Origin of the sequence: Moritella yayanosii (assembly GCF_900465055.1) — a bacterium.
GTDB lineage: Bacteria > Pseudomonadota > Gammaproteobacteria > Enterobacterales > Moritellaceae > Moritella > Moritella yayanosii.
Window position 1 is genome coordinate 4,020,076 of the sequence record NZ_LS483250.1, and the last position, 20,843, is coordinate 4,040,918.

General features: G+C 40.0%; 25 protein-coding genes. 16 read left to right on the forward strand and 9 right to left on the reverse strand.

Annotated elements, in window-relative coordinates; genetic code table 11:
* Positions 1-67 precede the first annotated feature (67 nt).
* The 4 genes from MORIYA_RS18710 (at position 68) to MORIYA_RS18725 (ending at position 6,207) form a co-directional block, all read left to right on the forward strand.
* Positions 68-1,930 (forward strand): sensor domain-containing diguanylate cyclase, encoded by a 1,863-nt coding sequence (locus MORIYA_RS18710; RefSeq protein ID WP_112717667.1) that lies wholly within the window; start codon positions 68-70, stop codon positions 1,928-1,930.
* Positions 1,931-2,020: 90 nt separating this feature from the next.
* Entirely contained in the window at positions 2,021-4,357 is a 2,337-nt protein-coding gene (gene arcB / locus MORIYA_RS18715) for an aerobic respiration two-component sensor histidine kinase ArcB (protein ID WP_112717669.1), read from the forward strand.
* Positions 4,350-5,822: a cardiolipin synthase gene (cls, locus tag MORIYA_RS18720; protein WP_112717671.1), complete on the forward strand. Its 1,473-nt coding sequence runs from the start codon at positions 4,350-4,352 to the stop codon at positions 5,820-5,822. Before arcB ends, cls begins: the two co-directional genes overlap by 8 nt.
* Positions 5,823-5,934: 112 nt before the next feature.
* Positions 5,935-6,207, forward strand: a complete 273-nt coding sequence (locus MORIYA_RS18725; RefSeq protein WP_112717673.1) for a lipoprotein — start codon at positions 5,935-5,937, stop codon at positions 6,205-6,207.
* 113 nt (positions 6,208-6,320) lie between these two features.
* Here MORIYA_RS18725 and MORIYA_RS18730 read toward each other — a convergent pair whose 3' ends face one another.
* A complete protein-coding gene (locus tag MORIYA_RS18730) occupies positions 6,321-7,421 on the reverse strand; it encodes a ketoacyl-ACP synthase III (RefSeq protein WP_112717675.1) in 1,101 nt (366 codons plus the stop codon).
* Between the two features lie 492 nt (positions 7,422-7,913).
* Between MORIYA_RS18730 and MORIYA_RS18735 the strand changes: the two genes are divergently transcribed.
* Positions 7,914-8,387, forward strand: coding sequence for an Lrp/AsnC family transcriptional regulator (locus MORIYA_RS18735; RefSeq protein ID WP_112718679.1), 474 nt, complete (start codon positions 7,914-7,916; stop codon positions 8,385-8,387).
* 11 nt (positions 8,388-8,398) lie between these two features.
* Here MORIYA_RS18735 and MORIYA_RS18740 read toward each other — a convergent pair whose 3' ends face one another.
* The 5 genes from MORIYA_RS18740 to MORIYA_RS18760 all read right to left on the reverse strand — a co-directional run bounded on the left by MORIYA_RS18740 (position 8,399) and on the right by MORIYA_RS18760 (position 11,825).
* The gene (locus tag MORIYA_RS18740) at positions 8,399-9,115 is read right to left on the reverse strand and encodes a DUF3581 family protein (RefSeq protein ID WP_112717677.1); all 717 of its coding nucleotides are present in this window, start codon (positions 9,113-9,115) and stop codon (positions 8,399-8,401) included.
* Between the two features lie 166 nt (positions 9,116-9,281).
* Positions 9,282-9,722, reverse strand: coding sequence for a hypothetical protein (locus tag MORIYA_RS18745; RefSeq protein ID WP_112717679.1), 441 nt, complete (start codon positions 9,720-9,722; stop codon positions 9,282-9,284).
* A gap of 135 nt (positions 9,723-9,857) precedes the next feature.
* Entirely contained in the window at positions 9,858-10,691 is an 834-nt protein-coding gene (gene purU / locus MORIYA_RS18750; RefSeq protein WP_112717681.1) for a formyltetrahydrofolate deformylase, read from the reverse strand.
* 162 nt (positions 10,692-10,853) lie between these two features.
* The gene (locus MORIYA_RS18755) at positions 10,854-11,321 is read right to left on the reverse strand and encodes a YchJ family protein (protein ID WP_112717683.1); all 468 of its coding nucleotides are present in this window, start codon (positions 11,319-11,321) and stop codon (positions 10,854-10,856) included.
* A gap of 9 nt (positions 11,322-11,330) precedes the next feature.
* Positions 11,331-11,825: a DUF2947 domain-containing protein gene (locus tag MORIYA_RS18760; RefSeq protein WP_112717685.1), complete on the reverse strand. Its 495-nt coding sequence runs from the start codon at positions 11,823-11,825 to the stop codon at positions 11,331-11,333.
* A gap of 195 nt (positions 11,826-12,020) precedes the next feature.
* On the opposite strand from MORIYA_RS18760, the gene MORIYA_RS18765 reads away from it, so the two are divergent.
* Complete coding sequence (locus MORIYA_RS18765; protein WP_112717687.1) at positions 12,021-13,016, forward strand: hydrolase; 996 nt, start codon at positions 12,021-12,023, stop codon at positions 13,014-13,016.
* An 80-nt stretch (positions 13,017-13,096) separates the two neighbouring features.
* The gene (locus tag MORIYA_RS18770) at positions 13,097-14,548 is read left to right on the forward strand and encodes a cytochrome P450 (RefSeq protein WP_112717689.1); all 1,452 of its coding nucleotides are present in this window, start codon (positions 13,097-13,099) and stop codon (positions 14,546-14,548) included.
* A gap of 127 nt (positions 14,549-14,675) precedes the next feature.
* On the opposite strand, the gene MORIYA_RS18775 is transcribed toward MORIYA_RS18770, so the two are convergent.
* Positions 14,676-15,107: a universal stress protein gene (locus MORIYA_RS18775; protein ID WP_006032759.1), complete on the reverse strand. Its 432-nt coding sequence runs from the start codon at positions 15,105-15,107 to the stop codon at positions 14,676-14,678.
* Between the two features lie 157 nt (positions 15,108-15,264).
* Positions 15,265-15,381, reverse strand: coding sequence for a transposase (locus MORIYA_RS21640; protein ID WP_269461248.1), 117 nt, complete (start codon positions 15,379-15,381; stop codon positions 15,265-15,267).
* Between the two features lie 36 nt (positions 15,382-15,417).
* On the opposite strand from MORIYA_RS21640, the gene MORIYA_RS18785 reads away from it, so the two are divergent.
* Together MORIYA_RS18785 and MORIYA_RS21105 are read left to right on the forward strand one after the other, a co-directional pair.
* Positions 15,418-16,299 (forward strand): RNA-guided endonuclease InsQ/TnpB family protein, encoded by an 882-nt coding sequence (locus MORIYA_RS18785; protein ID WP_197713401.1) that lies wholly within the window; start codon positions 15,418-15,420, stop codon positions 16,297-16,299.
* Between the two features lie 32 nt (positions 16,300-16,331).
* The gene (locus MORIYA_RS21105) at positions 16,332-16,706 is read left to right on the forward strand and encodes a zinc ribbon domain-containing protein (RefSeq protein WP_197713402.1); all 375 of its coding nucleotides are present in this window, start codon (positions 16,332-16,334) and stop codon (positions 16,704-16,706) included.
* Positions 16,707-16,821: 115 nt separating this feature from the next.
* Here the strand turns inward: MORIYA_RS21105 and MORIYA_RS18790 are convergent, their stop codons facing one another.
* On the reverse strand, positions 16,822-17,586 hold the full coding sequence (locus MORIYA_RS18790; protein ID WP_112717691.1) for an OmpA family protein: 765 nt from the start codon (positions 17,584-17,586) through the stop codon (positions 16,822-16,824).
* Between the two features lie 303 nt (positions 17,587-17,889).
* Between MORIYA_RS18790 and MORIYA_RS21490 the strand changes: the two genes are divergently transcribed.
* The 7 genes from MORIYA_RS21490 to MORIYA_RS21520 all read left to right on the forward strand — a co-directional run bounded on the left by MORIYA_RS21490 (position 17,890) and on the right by MORIYA_RS21520 (position 20,763).
* Positions 17,890-18,114, forward strand: a complete 225-nt coding sequence (locus MORIYA_RS21490; protein WP_232011674.1) for a hypothetical protein — start codon at positions 17,890-17,892, stop codon at positions 18,112-18,114.
* Positions 18,107-18,481: a hypothetical protein gene (locus MORIYA_RS21495; RefSeq protein ID WP_232011675.1), complete on the forward strand. Its 375-nt coding sequence runs from the start codon at positions 18,107-18,109 to the stop codon at positions 18,479-18,481. Before MORIYA_RS21490 ends, MORIYA_RS21495 begins: the two co-directional genes overlap by 8 nt.
* A 9-nt stretch (positions 18,482-18,490) precedes the next feature.
* A complete protein-coding gene (locus tag MORIYA_RS21500) occupies positions 18,491-18,865 on the forward strand; it encodes a hypothetical protein (protein ID WP_232011676.1) in 375 nt (124 codons plus the stop codon).
* Positions 18,866-18,883: 18 nt separating this feature from the next.
* A complete protein-coding gene (locus MORIYA_RS21505) occupies positions 18,884-19,267 on the forward strand; it encodes a hypothetical protein (RefSeq protein ID WP_232011677.1) in 384 nt (127 codons plus the stop codon).
* A 47-nt stretch (positions 19,268-19,314) separates the two neighbouring features.
* Entirely contained in the window at positions 19,315-20,166 is an 852-nt protein-coding gene (locus MORIYA_RS21510; RefSeq protein ID WP_331838556.1) for an Ig-like domain-containing protein, read from the forward strand.
* A 74-nt stretch (positions 20,167-20,240) separates the two neighbouring features.
* Positions 20,241-20,615: a hypothetical protein gene (locus tag MORIYA_RS21515; RefSeq protein ID WP_232011678.1), complete on the forward strand. Its 375-nt coding sequence runs from the start codon at positions 20,241-20,243 to the stop codon at positions 20,613-20,615.
* The gene (locus MORIYA_RS21520; protein ID WP_232011679.1) at positions 20,599-20,763 is read left to right on the forward strand and encodes a hypothetical protein; all 165 of its coding nucleotides are present in this window, start codon (positions 20,599-20,601) and stop codon (positions 20,761-20,763) included. Before MORIYA_RS21515 ends, MORIYA_RS21520 begins: the two co-directional genes overlap by 17 nt.
* Positions 20,764-20,843 lie beyond the last annotated feature (80 nt).

Here is a 20,843-nt window from a genome sequence, read left to right on the forward strand (position 1 = left end):
TGCTTTACAGGGTTCTAATTTTGGTGTTCTATGGTCGGTCGGTGTGAGATGGATCTTGGGCGGGAATATGGATTTTAATTATCAATCTTTTATGCAGCCAATATTGAATTGGTGGCAGGCTATTACTGAATTATCAACAAACACCCCTATCATGATCACGTTTTGGCTGGTTGTAGCGGCCTTATTAATGAGTATGCTGGTGATATTAACGCTATCACGCCAAATTGCTACCTATAAAGCATTGCTGACATTTTCAGTCACCCCAACACTTGTTCTCGATGTAAAAAACGCCACGATACGTTATGTTAATCCGGCAATAACCGCTGCTTTTGATCAAGATAATAATACCAGCCATATTGTTGCTCAGTGCTGCTTTGAGCGTCTATCTCACCTAACAGATCAAACGTCTGTAACCAATGATGTTTTTCATATAAAGAAATTAAAGAAAACGTTACGTTATAGTGCGGTGCAAATAAACTATCAAGGTCGTCGGGCTTGGTTGTGTCAGATTGAGCATATGGATACTAATTCTGCTACCATTTCTCCTTGGAATATGGATGGGCAAATCATTAATAGTTTATTTTCCTCCAATTCGGCATTGATTCATATCAAAACATTGGATGGTCTCATCTTAAGTTGTTCACCATCATGGGCAACTCAATTTGGCCAATCGGTAGAGCAAGTGAGTGGTTATTTTGAACACGATTTTTATAGTGTTTCCAAGCTGGAACAAATAAAATCTTATGAAAAGTATGTACTTACTGGTGAGGTCCAAGAATATGAAGAGTGGAGTATGGTTGATGACAATAATATTTTATTGCAAACAATCAAATATCCGCTGTATGACGAACATCAAAAGGTGGTCGCGATCTTAACAGTATCGAATGACCAAACGGAAGTGATGGAACTTAATGAACGTCTGCTGAGTGAGAACAGTGAGCACTTACGCATTGAGGCTGAGTTAAGCCGTCATAATAGTTTATTAAACTCGGTCATTAATGCGACGCCAGATCCGGTTGCTTTTATGAATGGTAACGGTAAGTATGTAGGTGCCAATCATGGTTATTGCGAGGTTGTTGGTGTGAAACATGCTGATTTAATTGGTATGGATAGACAACAACTGTTTAGTCACGATAAAAAGTCCTGGTTATTAGAACAAGAAAATCAATTGTTAGTGGATGGGAAATCAATCCGTTATGAAGAATTTTTGCATTTTGTGGGTCAAGATCCACGCTGGTATGAAATATGTAAACAGCGCTATGTGAATAGTACCAATGGTGAAAGTGGTATTTTAATTATCTACCGAGATTTAACCGAACGTAAGCGTATCGAGCATGAACTTGAACAGGCGATAGAAAAATTTGATGAACTAAGTTCAATTGATGAACTGACTAAAATAGCTAATCGACGCACGTTTGATCGTAAGTTACAGCATCATTGGTCAACTCATTGTCGCGAAGTTAAAGAAATATCGTTGTTGTTTTGCGATGTGGATAGTTTTAAGTTATACAACGATAATTATGGTCATCCAATGGGGGATGTCGTGCTCGCTAACATTGCCCAAGTGATGAATGAGCAGGTCCATCGCGGTGCAGATTTAGTGGCGCGTTATGGCGGTGAAGAATTTGCCGTTATTTTACCCAATACCGACGAAGAAGGGGCAGTTCGTCTTGCCCTGAAAATCATTGCTGCGGTTGAAAGTTTAGCGATTGCACATGCTCACTCTAACGTGGCAAAACATGTCACACTTAGTATTGGTGTTGCCACTATGTGGCCTGAAGATGAAAGTTCGGAAGCGCAATTACTTGAACATGCGGATAAGGCGTTGTACCTCGCCAAGGAACATGGCCGCAATCAGTATTGTGTATATCGCGATCAGGAGCGTGAGCCTGCAATGGTGGAATTAAATTTTGATTTATTAAAACATTAGATTGATTAAAAGCTTAATTTTCCTGTGGTTTGCCTATAACCTATCGTATATTATTAATTATCTAGATAATTTTATGAATATGGGTACACCATGATGAAAATCAGAGCTTGGGCTCAATACTATGTTGATATGCTCGTTAAATTGGGCGTTATTCGTTTTAGTATCCTCTCCGCCGCTACGGTTATTTTCTTTTCTATTACTATTCAAGCCAGCATTAATTATATTCTACGTGGTCAGGTTAAACTTGATGATCTATATGCGGCAATCTTATTTGCGATTATCATTACGCCTTGGGTGGTGTTTTTTCTCTCTATCGTCGTTCAGCAACTCGAACATTCACGAAAACGACTCAGTAAAATGGTTTACAAACTGCAAGAAGTCCGCGCTCGTGATTTACAGTTACAACAAGAGTTACAAGTTAACCTGATTGAACTGAATGCTGAATTTGAAGAGCGTAAAAAAGCAGAAGCAGATAGAAACCAGGCCTTCAAAGATTTGGAAAATGAAGTATTTCATCGTGAGCAAGCACAACTTATTGTTGAAGAACGGTCTGCATTAGTACGTTCATTTATTGATAGCTCGCCAGATCTGGTTTATTACAGTAATGAACAGGGACAATTTTCTGGTTGTAATTTAGCCATGGAAGCGCTCACGGGTAAGATTGAAAAAGAGCTTATCGGTTTGACGCCGTTTGATGTTTTTGATACTGAAATTGCGGCTAAATTTGCGGCAACAGACAAAGCCGTTCTTAATACCAAATTACCGGAAACCTATGAACAGTGGTTAACTTACCCCGATGGTCATAAGGCTTGCTTTGAATTACGAAAAGTGCCCTTTTTTGGACGCCGGAATGAATATATCGGGGTACTGGGTTATGGCCGTGACATTACCGAACGCAAAAAATACCAAGATGCATTAGAAAAAGCCAGCCGGGATAAAACCACATTTATTTCGACCATTAGCCATGAATTACGCACGCCGTTAAATGGCGTCGTTGGTTTAAGCCGGATCTTACTTGATAGCTCGCTTAATGCTGAGCAACGTCAGCACTTAAATACTATTTATGTTAGCGCGCAAACAATGGGTAACATCTTTAATGATATTATTGATTTAGATAAATTTGACCGCCGTAAATTTGAGATCATAAATCAACCAATTGAATTCAGAAGTTTTCTCAATGATATTAAAACCCTAGCACTGCTTCAAGTAGCACAAAAAGGCTTGGTGTTAGCATTTGAGATATTCGGCGATATTCCCGACTTTATCAATGCCGATGGTACACGATTGCGTCAAGTATTATGGAACTTGGTGTCGAATGCCGTTAAATTTACTGATTCAGGTGAAATTAGTATCCGGATATTTACCAGTGAGGAAGCGAATAACAAAATTGGTCTAACCTTTGAAGTAGAGGATACTGGCATTGGTATTTCTGCCGCTGGACAAGATAAGATATTCGCGATGTATTATCAGGAACAAGGCAGTAAGCGTGCTACGGGTACGGGTATTGGTCTGTCTGTCGCCAAAAGTTTAATGACGGCAATGGGTGGGGATATCTGGGTCAGAAGTGAATTAGGTGAAGGTTCATGTTTCACCATCGAGTTTGATGTGGATGGTGTGGATAGCTTACTACCGAGTGGTACTGCTGGCAGTGAGCAAATTAAACTGTCGGTACTACTGGTTGAAGATATCGAACTGAATGTTACTGTGTGTACCGCAATTTTAAATAAACTCGGACATACTGTTGAAGTGGCTGTTGATGGTCGTAGCGCTATCCAAATGGCAGAGAATAATAGCTACGATTTAATCTTCTTAGATATTAATTTACCTGATATCTCGGGGTTTGAAATTATTAAAATATTACGAGAGAATAAAACGCTTGAGTTACCGCCAGTGGTCGCGATAACGGCGAATGTCATTAATAATCGTCAAGAATATATTGAGAAAGGCATGAATGATGCGATCAGTAAACCAGTCTCTATCAATGCCGTAACCGGTGTGATCAATCGCTTATTTAACCAGGTAGAAAAAAAGGTAAAACCTAAGCTGCATTATACTGCTGATGATCAAGAAATGCTGGATGAATACCTTGATATTGATTTATTACAACAATATCTCGATACCTTAGGTAAAGATTTATTACTGCAAAGTGTGCGTTTTTTTGAACAAACAATGCCGCATTATTTGACGTTGTTAAACACTAATTTAACGGCGCGAGACCAAGATGCGATTGTTGATGAAGCCCATAAAATCAAAGGCGCAGCAGGGACGGTTGGATTAATGCGGATCCAGCAAGTATCACAATTGGTCCAGTCACCAGACCAACCTACATGGTGGGAAAATATTGACGATTGGGTTGAGCAGATTAATACCGAATATCAGCATGACGTTAAGCGTCTGAAGACCTGGATCGAGAGCCAAGATGGATAAGTGGGATTCGTTTACTAATTTTTTTACCTTACTGTTGGTTTTTTTGCATGCTGTGATAATTATATTAGTATCATTTCGGGTTATTACTAAGCGACGTCCTGCCAGTATATCGTTGGCTTGGTTAGCGGTGATTTACGCGTTACCGTTTGCTGGTGTCGTCATTTATCTAATTTTTGGCGAGCTGTACTTAGGTAAAAAGCGAGTGCAACGAGCCGCTGTAATGTTCGGTCCTTTTACCCAACGGATTAATCTATGTGCCGCCCCGTATCTGGTCTCTTGTGATGCGGATAAGAGAAGTTTAGTTACCCCATTGCGTGAGTTGATTTATGGGCGTTTTCAAATGCCAGCCGTGATTGGTAATCAACTGACGTTATTAACCCGTCCTCACGATATTCTTGAGCAGATAATAGCAGATGTGAATACTGCTACCCACGTTGTGTATCTCGAGTTTTATATATGGGCGGTGGGCGGTAAAACCGACCTAGTTGCTAGCGCGCTGATTAATGCCGCTAAACGTGGCGTCGACTGTCGCGTCATGCTCGATTCGGTAGGCAGTTCGCCGTTTTTTAAAAGTCGTTGGCCTAAGTTATTTAAACAGGCCGGTATTCACCTTATTGAAGTGCTGCCCGTTGGGCCGATGCGAATATTTTTTCATCGTCAAGATTTGCGTATGCACCGTAAGCTTATCGCGATTGATAACCATGTGGGTTATACTGGTAGTATGAATTTGGTTGATCCTGAGGTTTTTAAACAACACGCTGGGGTCGGTGAGTGGGTTGATATTATGATCCGCATGCAAGGGCCTATTATTCCGATTACCGGTTCGTTGTTGGAATGGGATTGGGAGATGGAAACGGGGGAAAGTTTAGTTAATACTAGGGCGTCTAAATACCAAGAAAGTTCTGTATTCGAAGAGTGCAGTCATGTGCAAATGATCCCATCAGGACCTTATTTTGATGATGATAATATTCATCAAGTATTGGTTTCAGCGATTTATTTAGCACAAAAATCTTTAATTCTGACCACGCCTTATTTTGTGCCCGATGAAGCCTTGCAAGCGGCTCTTAAAACCGCCAGCGCCCGCGGCGTAAAAGTGCAGATTATTCTACCGGCGAAGAATGATTCACGCATGGTGGATTATGCCTGCAAAGGTTTTTTTGATGAGTTGCTGGTATGCGGTGTCGAAATTTATCAATACCAAAATGGCTTACTGCATACTAAAAGTATTCTGGTGGATAATGAACTATGTTTAGTCGGTACAGTCAATTTAGATAAACGCAGTTTTTGGTTAAATTTTGAAGTCACATTGCTGATTGATAAGTCCCCTTTTATTGAAGAACTTTATCAATTACAGTTATCTTACATCGCCCATTCTCATCAGGTATGCCTAACTCAATGGCGACAACGAGGTCGAGTGCAACGATTTTTAGAAAGCCTATTTTACTTATTTAATCCGTTATTATAAGTATGAATCAGAAAGGGTTAATAAGAAAGAGCTAGTAAAATCTAACAATTAATGGCTAACCACAAATCACTAACAACAAAGTATTAGCAATCAATGAAGGGTTGGAATTCAAATGAAAAAACCGATTTTATTAGCATTGGCAGTATTTTCTTTAGCGGCATGTAGTAATATCGATACTACAGAAGAGACAGCAAAGTCATTACCGATATTGCCAAGTTACAGCAATAGCTGCCCAGATGAGCGCCCACAGATGTGTACGATGGATTATCGCCCTGTATGTGGTACTACGGAATCAAATGAGCTGAAAACATTCAGTAATGCATGTGGTGCATGTTCTGATGTAACGGTGCGTGGTTATTCTGAAAGTGAGTGTCAGTCGTTTTAGATATATAAAAAGCCAAGCGAATGCAGTTTCATTTACTTGGCTTTATGGTACTGTTAACAAATTAATAGGTTAACAAGTTAATAAATTAATTCATTAACTTGTTAACGATGATATTAATCCGCTTGAGATTCACGGGCTAATTTAGCCTCTTGACAACCCTTGACAGCATCCTGGATGAGCTCCAACGCAGTGCCGTTATATTCAGGTAGTGATACATCTGATGTTGCGATAGGTGTTGTTCTTTCGCCCCATTTTATCACCGTCGCACCCCACGTCAAACCACCACCAAATGCAGCCAGTAATACATTGTCACCAGCTTTAATACGGCCTTGTTCTAGCGCTTCACAAAGTGCAATAGGCACCGTTGCTGACGAGGTATTTCCATATTTATGTACGTTCACCATGACTTTTTCTTTGCTTGCACCCATGCGTTTGGCTAAAAAATCAATGATACGCAAGTTAGCTTGATGTGGGATAATGAAATCAACATCTTCAGCTGTCATGCCTGCTTTCTCTAGTGCAATCGCAGAGGCTTCAGCCATGCGTGTTACCGCGCGTTTAAAGATCTCTTTACCCTCGAAGTGGAAGTCAAATAGACCATCAACATTTTTGAAACGTGCTCTGTCAGTACCAAAGTTAGGTACTGAAAGGATATGACCAGCATCGCCATCACAGCCAATTTTGCTACTTAAAATACCTTGTTTTTCAGTGCTCGATTCCAGAATCACTGCGCCGGCACCATCGCCGAATAATACTGCAGTGCCACGCTCTGTCCAGTCAAGGAAATAACTGATGCGTTCTGCACCAATTACTAATATTTTGTCCATTTGACCACTTTGGATAAATGCACTTGCGGTACTCAGGCCATAAACAAAACCAGTACAAGCCGCATTCATATCAAATACAGCGGCGTTGGTTGCGCCTAATTTAGCTTGAACTTTTGATGCAGCACTTGGCAGTGTGCAATCAGCAGTACAAGTCGCAAAGAAAATACCGTCAAGTTCTGATGCATCAATACCCGCTGCTGCAATAGCTTGGCACGCTGCCACATACGCTAATTCTGATGTACTTACATGTGAGATACGACGTTCTTGCATACCAGTGCGAGATTGGATCCATTCGTCATTAGTATCAAGAAAAGTGCTGAGATCATTATTTGTTAGCGTTGCAGGCGGTAGGCATTTACCCCAACCGGTGATATTTGCATAGTGCATTAAAATTTACCTGTGTGTTGTGACTGTAATTAATCTTACTTGCTCAATTATAGAGGTTAGTCTTTGAAAGTGGTAGTTAATTTATAATAGATGGGATATTTGAACTGAAAATGGGACACAAAAAAGGCATCGTTTAGGATGCCTATCTTTGCGTTAATATTGCCTGTCATTGGTGATGACGATAATTCCTGGGTAAGGAGTGGTGCCTGATTGGTTACAAGAAGGGGTCTTCTATCACCGCGTCGACCTAGGTTAAGGTGTCTGCTAATCAGCTTTTGGCGTTATCTTTAACTGGGTTTAGTATAGCGATGTTGATGGGGAGGGTGGTTGCAATGTTTGCATTACTTGGCGCTTATTTAGCAATTACATTTGAATTAAAGCTAGTAATTAGCAATAATTGACCCTAGTTGCGTTTTGGTGCGCTATTTTAATTCTAAAATTTAACGTTGATGTGTTAATTTAGACGTAAACAGTGGAGTAGGGACTATGAATATGAAACTAGATCGAACCGATAAATTAATTCTTAATTTAATACAAGAAAATGGCAGGATCAGTAATTTAGAATTAGCGGATAAAATTGGTCTATCGGCGTCGCCGTGCTCGCGACGGGTTAAAAATTTAGAAGAATTAGGCTTAATTGACAAGCATGTGACCTTGCTTGATCAAGCCAAACTTGGTTTAAAGCTGACGGCATATATTCATATTAGTATGGACCGACATACGCCTGAGCGATTTGATAATTTTGAAGCGGAGATCGCCGCGATCCCAGATGTGATGGAATGTTGTATTATTACCGGGAGTGATGCCGATTTTCAGTTAAAGGTTATCGTGCCGGATATGGAGCATTACCAAGAGTTACTGCTAGGAAAGATAACGCGAATTAAAGGGGTAACAGGGGTGAAATCGAGCTTTATGTTACGTAATGTATTAAGCCGAACGGTATTACCGCTCGACCACATTAAATAATAGGTAACGAATTAACTCGCTGCAGCAAGGTACTTAGTTTTTGCCGCTTGATAATCGGCAATGACACCGGCCATTACCGATTCTTCGTATGGGATGAGACCGCTTAATAGCATTTCTTTTTGGCCTGTTCCTATTTTGTCATTACCTTCGTAGAAATCAAATTTAAAGGTCACGGTTGCACGTTTGCCTTGCACGTCAATCACAGCGCCATCAAATTTTAGTGTAATGCTATTAACATTCACACGTGTCATGTTTAATTGCATGGATTTATACATCACTAATGCACGCGCGGGGTTGAACATGAGGTTCTCTGAGCGCATCAGTGGCACCATTATGTCAGGGAAATTATTTCCTGAAAATTGAACATATTCTTTAATAATTTTAGTGATTATTTTTTCATCGTGAGACGATGGACCGCCAATCTCTAATTTCATAAAGGATTTTTGATCGGTATTTACTATTTCGGTTTTATTTTCTACCAGTGGGGAAAAAGCGAGGTCAGTGTCGTTTTTAACCATACCGGTAAAATCAATTTTCATTGTTTCAGATAAACCGAATTTAACCAAAGATACAGCAAAAAGTAAGTCGCCAGGAACACAAAAACGTTTATTATCCACATCATGGATCTTGTTATAGTCGTTCGCTACCGTTTTAGCAAATCGACTAGCCTGCTGTTGAGTGAAGCGAAAAGAGCTGTCTTTTTGAGAATAGAATTCGTTTAGAAACATATATAATTAAGCTACGAGAATGAAAACGCTAGTTTACATTAATTTTGTCTATCATGCAGGTCGATCCAGTTGTAAATATTATTGTTTAAAATTTAGACCGGATCACGTGATGAGCATATTATCGTTATTGAATGCCGATCAGGGCTATTTAATGATGGCGAAATGACTACTTTCTCACATCTGGAGTCACACTTCTTAAAATACCAATGCCGGTATTAAATAAGCTTGAACTGGTTTTAATGAGCGTTTCAGCTGGCATACTCGCAGCCGAACCCATTATTGTTGGAATGAATTTTTTAAAGGCATTGTCGACACCATCCTCAACTTCTTTACTGAGTTGCGGTAAGAATTCATCAATAATCTGATCGAGTTCTTGCTTCACATGCGCTTCTAAGTCGGGTTGTAGTTCGGCAAATTTTGCTTCGATAGCATCGGCAATATCTGTACTTATTTGTGGTGAAGCTTGGTTAATGGTGGTTTCAGCTTCGATTTTTATCAAGGCGATCTGAGTGGCTAAATAGGGCTTAATGACATGATTGAAGACATAAAGAAACGCCAGTGCTGTAAAGATGCTACTGAGTAATGCGGTAAAGATAATTGTTAGCATGATAAACCATTAAATTATGAATAAGTCATTAATATTAACAATTTAGTTACTCGTGTAAAGGTATATCTGAAAGGAAATAAGCGTGGACCCATAATGATTTATGGGCTTTCTATTATTCACGAGATTTAAAGTAGATTAAAATACCACGGTACGGTTTTCATAGATAAACACACGTTCTTCAAGTACTAGACGCAATGCTTTACTGAGCACTGATTTTTCTACATCTTTGCCTGAACGCGCCATATCTTCGGCGTTGTATTTATGATCTACGTGGATGACATCTTGCAAAATGATCGGCCCTTCATCAAGATTATTAGTGACGAAGTGGGCGGTTGCACCAATAATCTTCACGCCACGTTCAAACGCTTGCTTATAAGGCTGTGCGCCAATAAAAGCAGGCAAGAAAGAATGATGGATATTGATGATTTTATTTTCAAATACAGTGACAAAATTTGGCGTTAGAATACGCATGTATTTTGCTAAAATGACATAATCAGGTTGGTATGTTGTTACTGTTTCAATGATTTGTTCTTCGTGTTCTTCGCGGCTAATACCGACGTGGGACACCGTATGATAAGGCACATCAAATTTTCCGGCTAATTCGGCCAGGTTATCATAATTACCCACAATGGCGGCTATCTCAACATCTAAACCACCGTAGTAATTTTTCATTAAAATATCACCAAGGCAATGCGCTTCTTTGGTGACTAAGATGACGATGCGTTTACGACCCGCAGAAACCAGTTTACGGTGTGAGCCTGTTGGTAGCGCGCTATCGAGGTCGGCAAGTAAGGTTTCATCGTTGAATATGCCTTCGAGTTCGGTACGCATAAAAAATCGATTGTGGGTGTTATCGACAAACTCGGTGTTATTGATAATATTGAGTCGATGCTTATAACAAATGTTGGTGATCTTCGAGATAAGTCCTTTTTGATCGGGACAATCGGCCAGTAATATTTTCTTTTCCATGATTTACGTATCCTAGCTACTACTTTATTTGATGTTTAATGTTATATACCCAAGTTACTCAAGATGCTGATTGTGTATTTGAAGAAGCTTGGGTATATGGCTAAACGAGATACTCCATTCTTGTATGCGTTTAGCCATATTTACTGTGTTTAGCAATGATGGCTAGCCACAGCATTTCTTATATTTTTTATCACTGCCGCATAAGCAAGGATCGTTACGGCTTTGTTTTAGTGGCGCAGGATTAAGTTCGCCATGGGTATAAAACCATTGTTGGTCTTGAAATACGAAGTTGGAGCGTTCATGTAAACACGCTTCTTGCTCGCCGTCTTGGAACCAGGCTTTAAATTCCACGATGCCAGTTGCGCTTTCTTCATCACCTTGGCTGACGATTATTTCTAATCGTAACCACGGGGTATTTTCTGCGGTTTCAGTAATTAAGTCTTCATTTAAGTCAGCAATAAAATCGGGATGATGTGTTGCCATTAAATAAATCGGTACATTGTTTACATAAGCACTGTAACGCGAACGCATTAATTGTTCTGCAGTTATCGGCGTTGCTGTGCCATAAATGTATTTACCGCAGCAATCTTTAAAGGGTATTGCTAAACCACAGCTACACGAAATATGCATGATAACTCTTTATTTAGCTGGCTGGACAGCTGCGCGCGTACCAATTAATACGGACCCGTTCTCTTTAAATGAGAGGGTTTCTTTACGTTTCGCGGAGATTAATAATGCACCGTCATCATAGAACAAAAAGTTTTTCCAGTTACGTTTAAATGTGCCCCAATTCGTTTCAATCATATTGAAGCGTTCATAGCAAAAATAAACTTTACTGTTATCGTCCCAAGTTAAATGTGCGAGCACTTCTTCAGGTAATTCATGGCTATCATCATTGTCCCAAGCGCGCTGCCAGTCAGCTTCTTGCAACCAAGTGTTTTGATCATGTGGCCAGTCGCCTTTACTGAATTGATCGGTAAAGTTACATTGCGAGCTAATAAGTTGGCTCCATAATTGACCGGCTCTTTCTTTGCTAAAGGGTTTGATATTCGCTAAATCTTCAGCGTTAATTGGCAGTGATTTATGGTTGAAGATCCACTTTCGAGAATAAGATTCAAGTTCGATATAATTCATTAATAGCACAGGTTATAAGAAAAATTATTTTCAGTTTACAGCATTATTTACCTTGGCGGTATTAATTACTCAACTGACCGTAATTTAACGAGTTGGAGTGTTATTATAAAATATCCTAGTGGTGTTATTATCAAATATCCAATAAAATGTAAGACGTTGTTTAGTGGCCAGTTGGTTAACTTAAGGTATTAAAATATGTTTCAACCGAGTCAATTTCAGCCGCAGTGGTGGATGCGTAATGCGCATTTACAAACCATGTTGCCGACGATCAGTCGCCGAAATCTGACGTTCCCGACAATTAGTGAAAGATTAGAACTCGAAGATGGTGATTTTCTTGATCTCGCTTGGACTGTGCTCCCAACAGCCGAAAATATTAAACCGATTGTTATTATTTTCCATGGGCTTGAAGGCTCTGTCGAGTCGCCTTATGTAAAAGGTATTATGCGTGCGGTCAATGCTGCGGGTTGGATTGGTTTAGTGATGCATTTTCGTGGTTGTAGTGAAGAACCAAACCGCTTATTACGGGCTTATCATTCTGGTGATACCAGTGATGCAAGTTATGTGATTGGTTTGATTGCCAAGCGTTACCCTAACGCGCCTTTATTTGCGGTGGGTTATTCGTTGGGTGGCAGTGTATTAACGCATTATCTGGCACAAACCGGTAAGCAATCACAATTATTAGCTGCCTCTGTGGTATCTGCGCCATTATTATTAGCAGAAAGTGCCGAGCGGATCAAAAAAGGCTTTTCTAAAGCGTATCAACGCCGGTTGATTAAACGTCTGCAAGCCAGTGTGGTGCGTAAATTTGAACATTTAGATATGCGTAATGCGTTGAATTTAACGACCAAGCAAGTGAAAAAGTTAAATACTTTTATCGAATTTGACGATCGTGTCACCGCACCGTTACATGGTTTTAAAAATGCGCTGGATTATTATCGTCAATGCAGTAGTTTGCAGTTTTTGCATAAGATCGAAACGCCAACATTATTTATTCATGCCGAAGATGATCCGTTTTTAACTAAAAAAGTGATCCCAAACGCTAAAGATATGTCGGCAAATATTGTATTTGAATTAAGTCGTTATGGCGGTCATGTTGGTTTTGTGTATGGTTCCATTTTAAAGCCAAAATATTGGTTAGAAGAGCGGTTCCCAACTTGGTTTAATGAATTTACTAAAGATAAAAAACGGTAATGCCATCTTAAAAAACTGTTCTATGGTTAATGGTAACGATTTTAATATCGCACTATGTCATATTGAACAGGGAAAGTTAAATGAATGCTAAAATGGTTAAGGGTGTTAACTCGTCAGTATTACCAACAATTTCTTTCGATGACCTACCAGGTCCAAAACAACAAGTTATCCTCGGTAATTTCACACAGATTTCGGCAGAATCATTTCATACACACTTAGAGCAATGGGCGAAAGAGTACGGTTCAGCTTATCAAATGAGATTATTGAATAAGCCGTATCTGGTGATCTCAGATCCTAAAATAGGCTTAGAAATTATCAAACAAAGACCGAAACTGTTTAATCGTACCGAACGTTTAGAATGGTTGTTTGCAGACTTAGGTATTCACGGGGTATTTTCCAGTAATGGCGACAAATGGAAGCGGCAGCGACGATTGATTATGCCAGCATTTTCTTACAAAACATTAGCCAATTTTGTACCCCAGCTAAAATCATTATCCATTAATCTGCAAGCGGCTATAGATAAAAAAATAGCCACGGGAGAAGTGTTTAATGTGCATAAGTTATTGCAGTATTTTACCATTGATATCACCACCAGTTTGGTATTCGGTTATCAAACCAATATGCTGTTGGGTAATGCAGATACCAGTCTGCGTGATAATATTGACCGTCTGTTTCGCGCATTAAATAAACGCAGTAAATACCCTTTTCCGTGGTGGCGTTATATTCGTACCCCTGAAACGCGCAGAATTGATAAAGCCCGCGAAGAAGTCTATCAATTAGCCGTCAGTATGATCACTAAAGCCAAGGTGGATTTGGCCGGAAATAGTGTGTTAGCCGACGAGCCTGAAACGATTTTACAAGCCATGATTGTTGCCAGTGACAGCGAAGAGAGTAAATTAACGGATGATGAATTAGTTGCCAACATTTTAACCTTGCTGCTGGCTGGTGAAGACACAACCTCTAATATGCTGGCGTGGACTTTGTATTATTTAGCCCAAAATCCCAGTTTACAGCAGCAAGTGATTGATGAAGTCTCACGTGTTTGCGATGGCGATATTGAAAAAGTAGATCTGACGGCGTTAGAGCAGTTTGAGTTTATTGAAGCGATATTACGTGAAGGTTTGCGGCTTAAAGGCACTGCACCGCTTATTTCCGCAGAACCGACTGAAGACACGGTATTGAGTAATGGCATTAAAGTGCCAAAAGGTACGGCTATTTTTATATTAACACGTCCCGGAGGGTTAGATGAAAAGGTGGTGGCGTGCCCTGAAAAGTTTAATCCGGAGCGTTGGTTATCGACCCCAGAAAAGCCGGTTTGTCCGCATCTACAAAGTAGTCATATTCCGTTTGGCGCAGGGGCAAGGCATTGTCCAGGTGAGCGTTTAGCAATGATGGAAGGCAAGGCTGTGATTGCCCGTTTATGTTGGTATTACGTGATTAGTCAACCAGAACAAGCGCCTGAAGTCGGCGAAGAGTTTGCGTTTACTATGCGGCCGACCAATTTAGCGCTAACATTAACGCCACGTAAATGATATTTGCCATGAGACTAATGGTATTTTCCCAAGTGAATCGTACTTATCTGAAGTCATAATGAAGCCCATTAATTAAAACAATTTAATTAATGGGCTCATATTGGTTTTATACCAATTGCATTTAATATTACTTCACGATCAAGACAGGGCAGTGAGAATGGCGAGTCACTGATTCGGCGACACTGCCAATGAGGATATGCTCCAACCCAGTACGGCCATGACTTGCGATGACGATCATATCGCAATCAAATTCTGCCGCCGCACGCGTGATCTCTGTTGATGGATGTCCCTCTAGTACCGCGGTATGTAATGGAATACTCGGTCTAATATCTGAGGTTAATTCGTCCAGTTTTTCTTGGGTGATCTTTAACATATGTTCGTGAATATCACGTGGGGTGATAGCAAGTACCTGGAAACTATCAAAGCCATGTATCTCATTAATTACACTTACTAAATGTAAGGTTGCATCATATTTCAACGCCATTTCTGCTGCATAGCTTATCGCTCTATTCGCCATATCTGAAAAATCGGTTGGGCAAAGGATGTTGTTAATGGTCATTATGGAACTCCTGTTCAAGATAAGACTAATCGTTAGTCGTGAAATAATGTACTTACACTATTAAATATACTCACTTAGGGTCGGTAAACTGTTACTTAGATCATAAAATATAATTTTAATATTTTTTCGTTATCACTTCAGTATAGAACAGATATATTTATGTTTTGAACATGACGCAGTAGCTAGGCGACCAGAAGTGATTACCCCAAAGCATATTTTTAACATGCTCCCAGTATTCACGCCTAATCATGTATGATGACTTACCATTTACCACGAATAACAACAACTTATTGAGCTAAGGAGGACTAAAGTGTTATTAGGTATTAAATTAAAAGCAAACCCGACTAACGAACAAAAACAAGTTCTTTCTCAGTGGATGGGTTGTGCAAAGTTTATCTGGAACGCTAAATGTGGTGAAGAAAAGTATTACAGTGTATTTGCTCGTAAGTATTATTCAATCGGTACTTATGCACCTGTAGACCAAAAGGCTGCACAGTTTAAATCTAAAGAATTAAGCCCGTGGTTATACAACTGTCCTAGTCAGATTATTCGCAATAGCGCGGTAAACTGGTATCAAACTTACCAGAAGTTCATGAAAGGTGAATGTGGCAAGCCAAAGTTTAAGTCTAAATCTGATCGTGGCTCTGTTCATCTAACCAAAGAAGTATTCAAGTTCGTTCAGTGTGATGATGGTGTTACTCGCTTATTCATTGGAACAAAAACAAATAACATAGGTTATCTATCGTTTAAATCGCATAGAAAATTCACAGAACCAAAATCAATCTATATCAAGAAAGAACGTGGCTTATACAGCATTTCATTTTGTTACGATGATAGTTTTGATGAAAAGCAATTACTTGGTGATGAAGAACATTTGTCATATTTAAAAGGTGCAATTAAAGAATTTCTACAAGAAAAAACAGTAGGTTTAGATCGTGGTGTAGCTGTCCCTGTTCATGCAGGTTACAAAGCGTTTGATTTTACTAAAGAGCAAAAGCTATCAAGTAGTAAGTCGCAGCGATATATCAAGTGTCTACAGCGCAGGCTATCAAAGCAAGCTAAGGGTTCTAACCGCAGAAACAAGACCAAGATTAGAATTTCAAAACATTACGCTAAATGCACAAACATAAGAAAAGGCAAGATCAAAACGGTAAGTTTGTTTCTAATAAAGCAGCACAAAAAGCAGGACTAAACAAAACGATTTTAGCAAGTGGATGGCACTTATTGGAATCATACGTTAAGTACAAAGCTAAACGTGAAGCAATGGCGGTATTCAAAGTATCAGCCGCATACACAAGTCAGGAATGTGCTAATTGCAGCCACATTCACCCAACTAATAGAACCTCACAAAGTGAGTTCAAATGCGTTAGTTGTGGACACACTGATAATGCAGATTCAAATGCAAGTAGTGTAATAGCAAAAAGAGCAATTAACTTAATCTTAGACTCTGGAACGGAGTTGTCTAAACAGGGTGTACTCAGTTTAGGTAATGGGCGTGGAAGTAAACGTAAGACCTGCAAGCGTAGCAAACAGGCATCTACTAAAGAAACGTCAAAAAAGAATGTAGGCGATTGTCTACAGGAAGCTCTGCCGCTTTAGCGGTGAGTAGTTCACAAGAGTTATAGGCTAGATAATCAGGGTTCTGTAGGTAGATATGAGACCTTAAAAAGGCTAACGAATTATCGTTAGCCTTCATCGCCATGCTCGAAATGTGTCAGAATTGCATCGCTATTTCATCTGCGGTGCTATCTTCCATATTGTGGTCTTGGTCATCGATAAATTCGATAGTTACTTTACGATCTCTTGGGTATTGAATAAGCTCTCCTAACGCGGAGCTTGCGTATTCGGCACCAAAAGATTGTACTTGGATATTATTTTTGTTAACACCTAACGCAATAAGTTGATCTTGTACTGCTACCGCTCTTTGCTGGGCTAAATTCATGTTTAGCTCTTCTTGTCCACTCGGGTCCGCGTGACCGGATAATACGATGTTCATGGTTGGATTATCTATTAAGTAATCTGATAGCTGTGTTAATCGTGCTTGATTTGTTGTATCAATTGCACTTTGATTAACGGCAAACAGTAGATCCAGTTGTAAGGCGTCAAGGATCAGTTGTTGGTTAAGTTCTTCTGTTGCTGATATTTGTTGTAGCTGTTGGTCCAAAATTAATACGTCGTGTAGCAACTGATTATTTTGTAATTCACTCGCCAGTAAATTTTCTGTCACCTGCTGGTTCTCTGCTGTTAACTGCTCAGACTCAATGGATTTATCCCAAGTATTATTGATCCAATCTCCGGCCGCAATACCGATAACCAGACCAACCGGACCCCCTGCTATGGCGCCAACGATAATGGTGGATGAAAATACCCCGGTTTTCTCCCATGTTGTTAGCGGCTCTTGTTCAGCTGCATTGGCAGAGATGCTAGTGCATGCTATTGACGTAATAAGTAATGTGTTTGCGAAGATAGATTTTTTCATGGTCAGTTTCCTTATGGATTAATACTGCTTAACAAGCTATGACTCTATTAAAGCAACCAATAAAGGCTTTTTGCAGCCAACAAAATGACAAGTTAAGTATCAATAATGACGAAAAATGACAGGGTTCAAAAAGGGCGACACCCAAGTTAAGCCATGATGCTGATGGCTCATTAGTTTCTGAATGACGAAATAACTCGATATAGGCACGACACTGAGTATATCAATCAAGGTATATTCGCTGTTTTAAAAATGACAATATGTCCCTTTTGGGGATGTTCAACAATTTGACGGTATTCCGTTGTTGTGGCATCGGGTTCCATTCAAATTATACCGGGCTTTACTATCGGTGGCGGTGCGCAAGTATTATTGCATGCTGATGCGACGATGAATTTAGAAAGTGAATTGGATGGCACTGCGTCAGGTAATGAAAGTGTAGGTGTTACTGCAGAGCCTGTGATCACCCCTATTGCGGGTATTACTTTGGACTTTGGCCGTATGTTATACGGCAGTGATAAGCGTTGTGCGTAAAGCTGGAATGGTGAGCTTCGCGATCAGTGCAGAGCAACAGAAATGGTCAGATTTAAATGATTTAATGTTAAACGACACAGTGAAAGATCAAGCCAGTGTCGGTTTCGAAGATATCATTATTCCCCGTGTCGGTATCGAGCTGAATTTTAACGATACCATTAAATTAATGGCGGGTGCTGGTTTCTCTTATTTCCATAAAGGCACTGGCTTATCGGTATACCCTTGGCAGATTGATTTAGCGTATCAGTTACAAGTACTTAATCCAACTGACCACATTATCTCTCATCAAGACAGTGAAAATAACTCGTCAGTGGAACTCGAAGGTACGGTTTCAACCATTTCACTGTCATTCACGACTAAGTTTTAAGGAGGTTTTATGAAGACAATTAATTCTCGTTTTAATTCTTTCTTTAGCTCTTTTGTTAAGAGTAGTCTGGTTGCGTCGGCAGTTGCGCTTACTGGTCGTGGTGTTGAACTACAAGATAATGAAAAAGTGGACGCGCCGCTGTTAACCGCAGAAGAAAATCGTGCGGCATTAGCCCAGCGCCGAGCGCAAAGCTTGTTTGCTGCCCATACGTTTTATGCGTTTCCATTTGATGGCCAAGCTGATGTGACCGTTAATACATCCGTGTTGCTGTCATTCTCGCATCCACTAGATACTTTTTCGACACAAGAGTTTACCTTAACCGACAGTGACGGCGATGTAGTCGAAGGAACTGCGCCAATGGTGATCCGTAAAGGTTCTATTTAAAATAGTTCTAGCTTAACAGTGAAAGTAGGTGGTGAACTGCCGACTGGTTTTAGAACCGGTAATATTCGTATGACCAACATTTCGGATGCGACAGGTTATTTAATTAATAACACTAACTCTGATCATAAGTATGCACCGAAGCAATTGCATCTGTTTATGGATGTGGCGATGATCATTGACGCGGTGAGTGAAATTGATTTGAAGATCTTGGGCGTGGATAATGCGCATGCGCAAATATCATTCCACATGGAAGCGTATACTGCAGCGGAAACACCAACTCCCGCTGCTGATGTTATGTCACCAGTATTCCAATCTGCTTATCCACATACCAATACTCAGCATTTCAGCTTGGGTGATAATGTCACGATTACTTACAATGAACCGTTAGAATTTCGACACTAAAGAACCTTGTTCTTAAAGATGCGAATGGAGTTGCTGTTGACGCATTTATTTCACAAGACGGTTCTTCTATTATTATTGATCCGACCGATAATTTAATGCCATTTACAGATTATACGGTTACGGGTGTCATTAAAGATCTGGCCGGTAACAGTGCGTATTTATCACAACATTTTTCTACCCCAAATAAAGAACAAGGCACAGAATTTGAAGAACATGGTGAGATTGCGGCTCGCTATACAGCCCCTATGGTTGAAGGTATGGTGCCGGGTTATTCATGTGCAATGGAAGATACTGATTTAAACTTGGATATCGCGGGTCGTTGTGCTGGTGGTTTAGCGACGGACCAAAAGTTTAATATATTTAACTTACAAGAAGATCGCGATATCTTTGTTGTTTTCAGCCAACAGATGGATGCAGCGAGTATCCGTTTAGGTGAAACCTGTGATACTGGTTCATTCCGAGTAGAAATTGTCGAAGCTAATGGGTCAGGTAACTGTGTTGCAGCGGTTCCTGGGGTGCTTAATTATGAAAATAAAATCTTAACCTTCTCTCCAAATGAGAACTGGCAAGAGCAAGGTTCCAACGTATATCGTTATTCTTTAATTTCTGCGGAAGGTAAAACCAAAGGTAGCGTAGACTGTTCTAGCGGTGAGGTACTGTGTAGTGCACAAGGTTATCCGTTGCAAACAACCTTGCTAAAGCCTGATAGCCATGAAGATCTAGGTGGTCCAGATATACTCATGCCATTTCGTGCTGCACCTGCAGACCAGTTAGTATTCAACCCACTAATGATGCCAACCACGGATACTAATCGTGATTATCGTTGGGATGATATAAAAGAAGAGGTTGTCAGGGTAATTTTGCCAAGTTATCTCTACTGGAGACGAGTGGTGCATTAATTAGAGCCACGGTTGGTTGTGAGTTAGATCAAACCTGTAGTGATGATTATGCTAAAACCTATATCAGCGGATTCATGCCAACCGAAGTAGGTGCATATGACGCTGAAAATAACCGTATACCAGTGAAGATCCATGCTGAACAATTGATATCCTCAAGTGTGAACATTGCGGCAATGCTTGGCCTCTTTAATCAAGGGTTTATTCCTTTTGACGTGCCCACTGCAACCATGGTGATGCGCCCTCTTTATCCGGTGGTGAATGGTAAAACGGAAGTGCCAACGGGTTATATTATTTGGAATGAGGAAGAAGGTAGACTCAATTTCAAAATTGACTTAGATATATATATGGATAATCCATTTATGAGTGTATTAGGTGGTATTGTTTCACATAACCTGCACAGTTATCCTATTACCGCTCATTTACAAAGGGCCGTTGACGTTTTTAGATGATGGCCGTATGAATATTGAATTGAGCAATTTAAACCAAATTGAATTGGATGTCGTCCTCGATATTGCTGGAACAGGGCTTGCTGGAATGGTGCTTGCCATTGCACCGGGAGATATGTCACTGCAACAGATCTCACAACCGATGAAATAACTTTTCATATCAGGTTGATAAACGTTAAATAAAAGGCCGCACATCTTTATTAATCTAAATGTGCGGCCTTTCTATTTTTC

Excerpts from the sequence above, each read along its gene's own strand:
- MORIYA_RS18725 (WP_112717673.1), top strand. The coding sequence starts at position 5,935 with ATGAAAAAACCGATTTTATTAGCATTGGCAGTATTTTCTTTAGCGGCA.
- arcB (WP_112717669.1), top strand. The coding sequence starts at position 2,021 with ATGATGAAAATCAGAGCTTGGGCTCAATACTATGTTGATATGCTCGTT.
- MORIYA_RS18710 (WP_112717667.1), top strand. The coding sequence starts at position 68 with ATGGATTTTAATTATCAATCTTTTATGCAGCCAATATTGAATTGGTGG.
- MORIYA_RS18730 (WP_112717675.1), bottom strand. The coding sequence starts at position 7,421 with ATGCACTATGCAAATATCACCGGTTGGGGTAAATGCCTACCGCCTGCA.
- MORIYA_RS21500 (WP_232011676.1), top strand. The coding sequence starts at position 18,491 with ATGAAGACAATTAATTCTCGTTTTAATTCTTTCTTTAGCTCTTTTGTT.
- MORIYA_RS18770 (WP_112717689.1), top strand. The coding sequence starts at position 13,097 with ATGAATGCTAAAATGGTTAAGGGTGTTAACTCGTCAGTATTACCAACA.
- MORIYA_RS18760 (WP_112717685.1), bottom strand. The coding sequence starts at position 11,825 with ATGAATTATATCGAACTTGAATCTTATTCTCGAAAGTGGATCTTCAAC.
- cls (WP_112717671.1), top strand. The coding sequence starts at position 4,350 with ATGGATAAGTGGGATTCGTTTACTAATTTTTTTACCTTACTGTTGGTT.
- MORIYA_RS18790 (WP_112717691.1), bottom strand. The coding sequence starts at position 17,586 with ATGAAAAAATCTATCTTCGCAAACACATTACTTATTACGTCAATAGCA.
- MORIYA_RS18765 (WP_112717687.1), top strand. The coding sequence starts at position 12,021 with ATGTTTCAACCGAGTCAATTTCAGCCGCAGTGGTGGATGCGTAATGCG.
- MORIYA_RS18735 (WP_112718679.1), top strand. The coding sequence starts at position 7,914 with ATGAAACTAGATCGAACCGATAAATTAATTCTTAATTTAATACAAGAA.
- MORIYA_RS21515 (WP_232011678.1), top strand. The coding sequence starts at position 20,241 with ATGCCAACCGAAGTAGGTGCATATGACGCTGAAAATAACCGTATACCA.
- MORIYA_RS18775 (WP_006032759.1), bottom strand. The coding sequence starts at position 15,107 with ATGACCATTAACAACATCCTTTGCCCAACCGATTTTTCAGATATGGCG.
- MORIYA_RS18745 (WP_112717679.1), bottom strand. The coding sequence starts at position 9,722 with ATGCTAACAATTATCTTTACCGCATTACTCAGTAGCATCTTTACAGCA.
- MORIYA_RS18740 (WP_112717677.1), bottom strand. The coding sequence starts at position 9,115 with ATGTTTCTAAACGAATTCTATTCTCAAAAAGACAGCTCTTTTCGCTTC.
- purU (WP_112717681.1), bottom strand. The coding sequence starts at position 10,691 with ATGGAAAAGAAAATATTACTGGCCGATTGTCCCGATCAAAAAGGACTT.
- MORIYA_RS18755 (WP_112717683.1), bottom strand. The coding sequence starts at position 11,321 with ATGCATATTTCGTGTAGCTGTGGTTTAGCAATACCCTTTAAAGATTGC.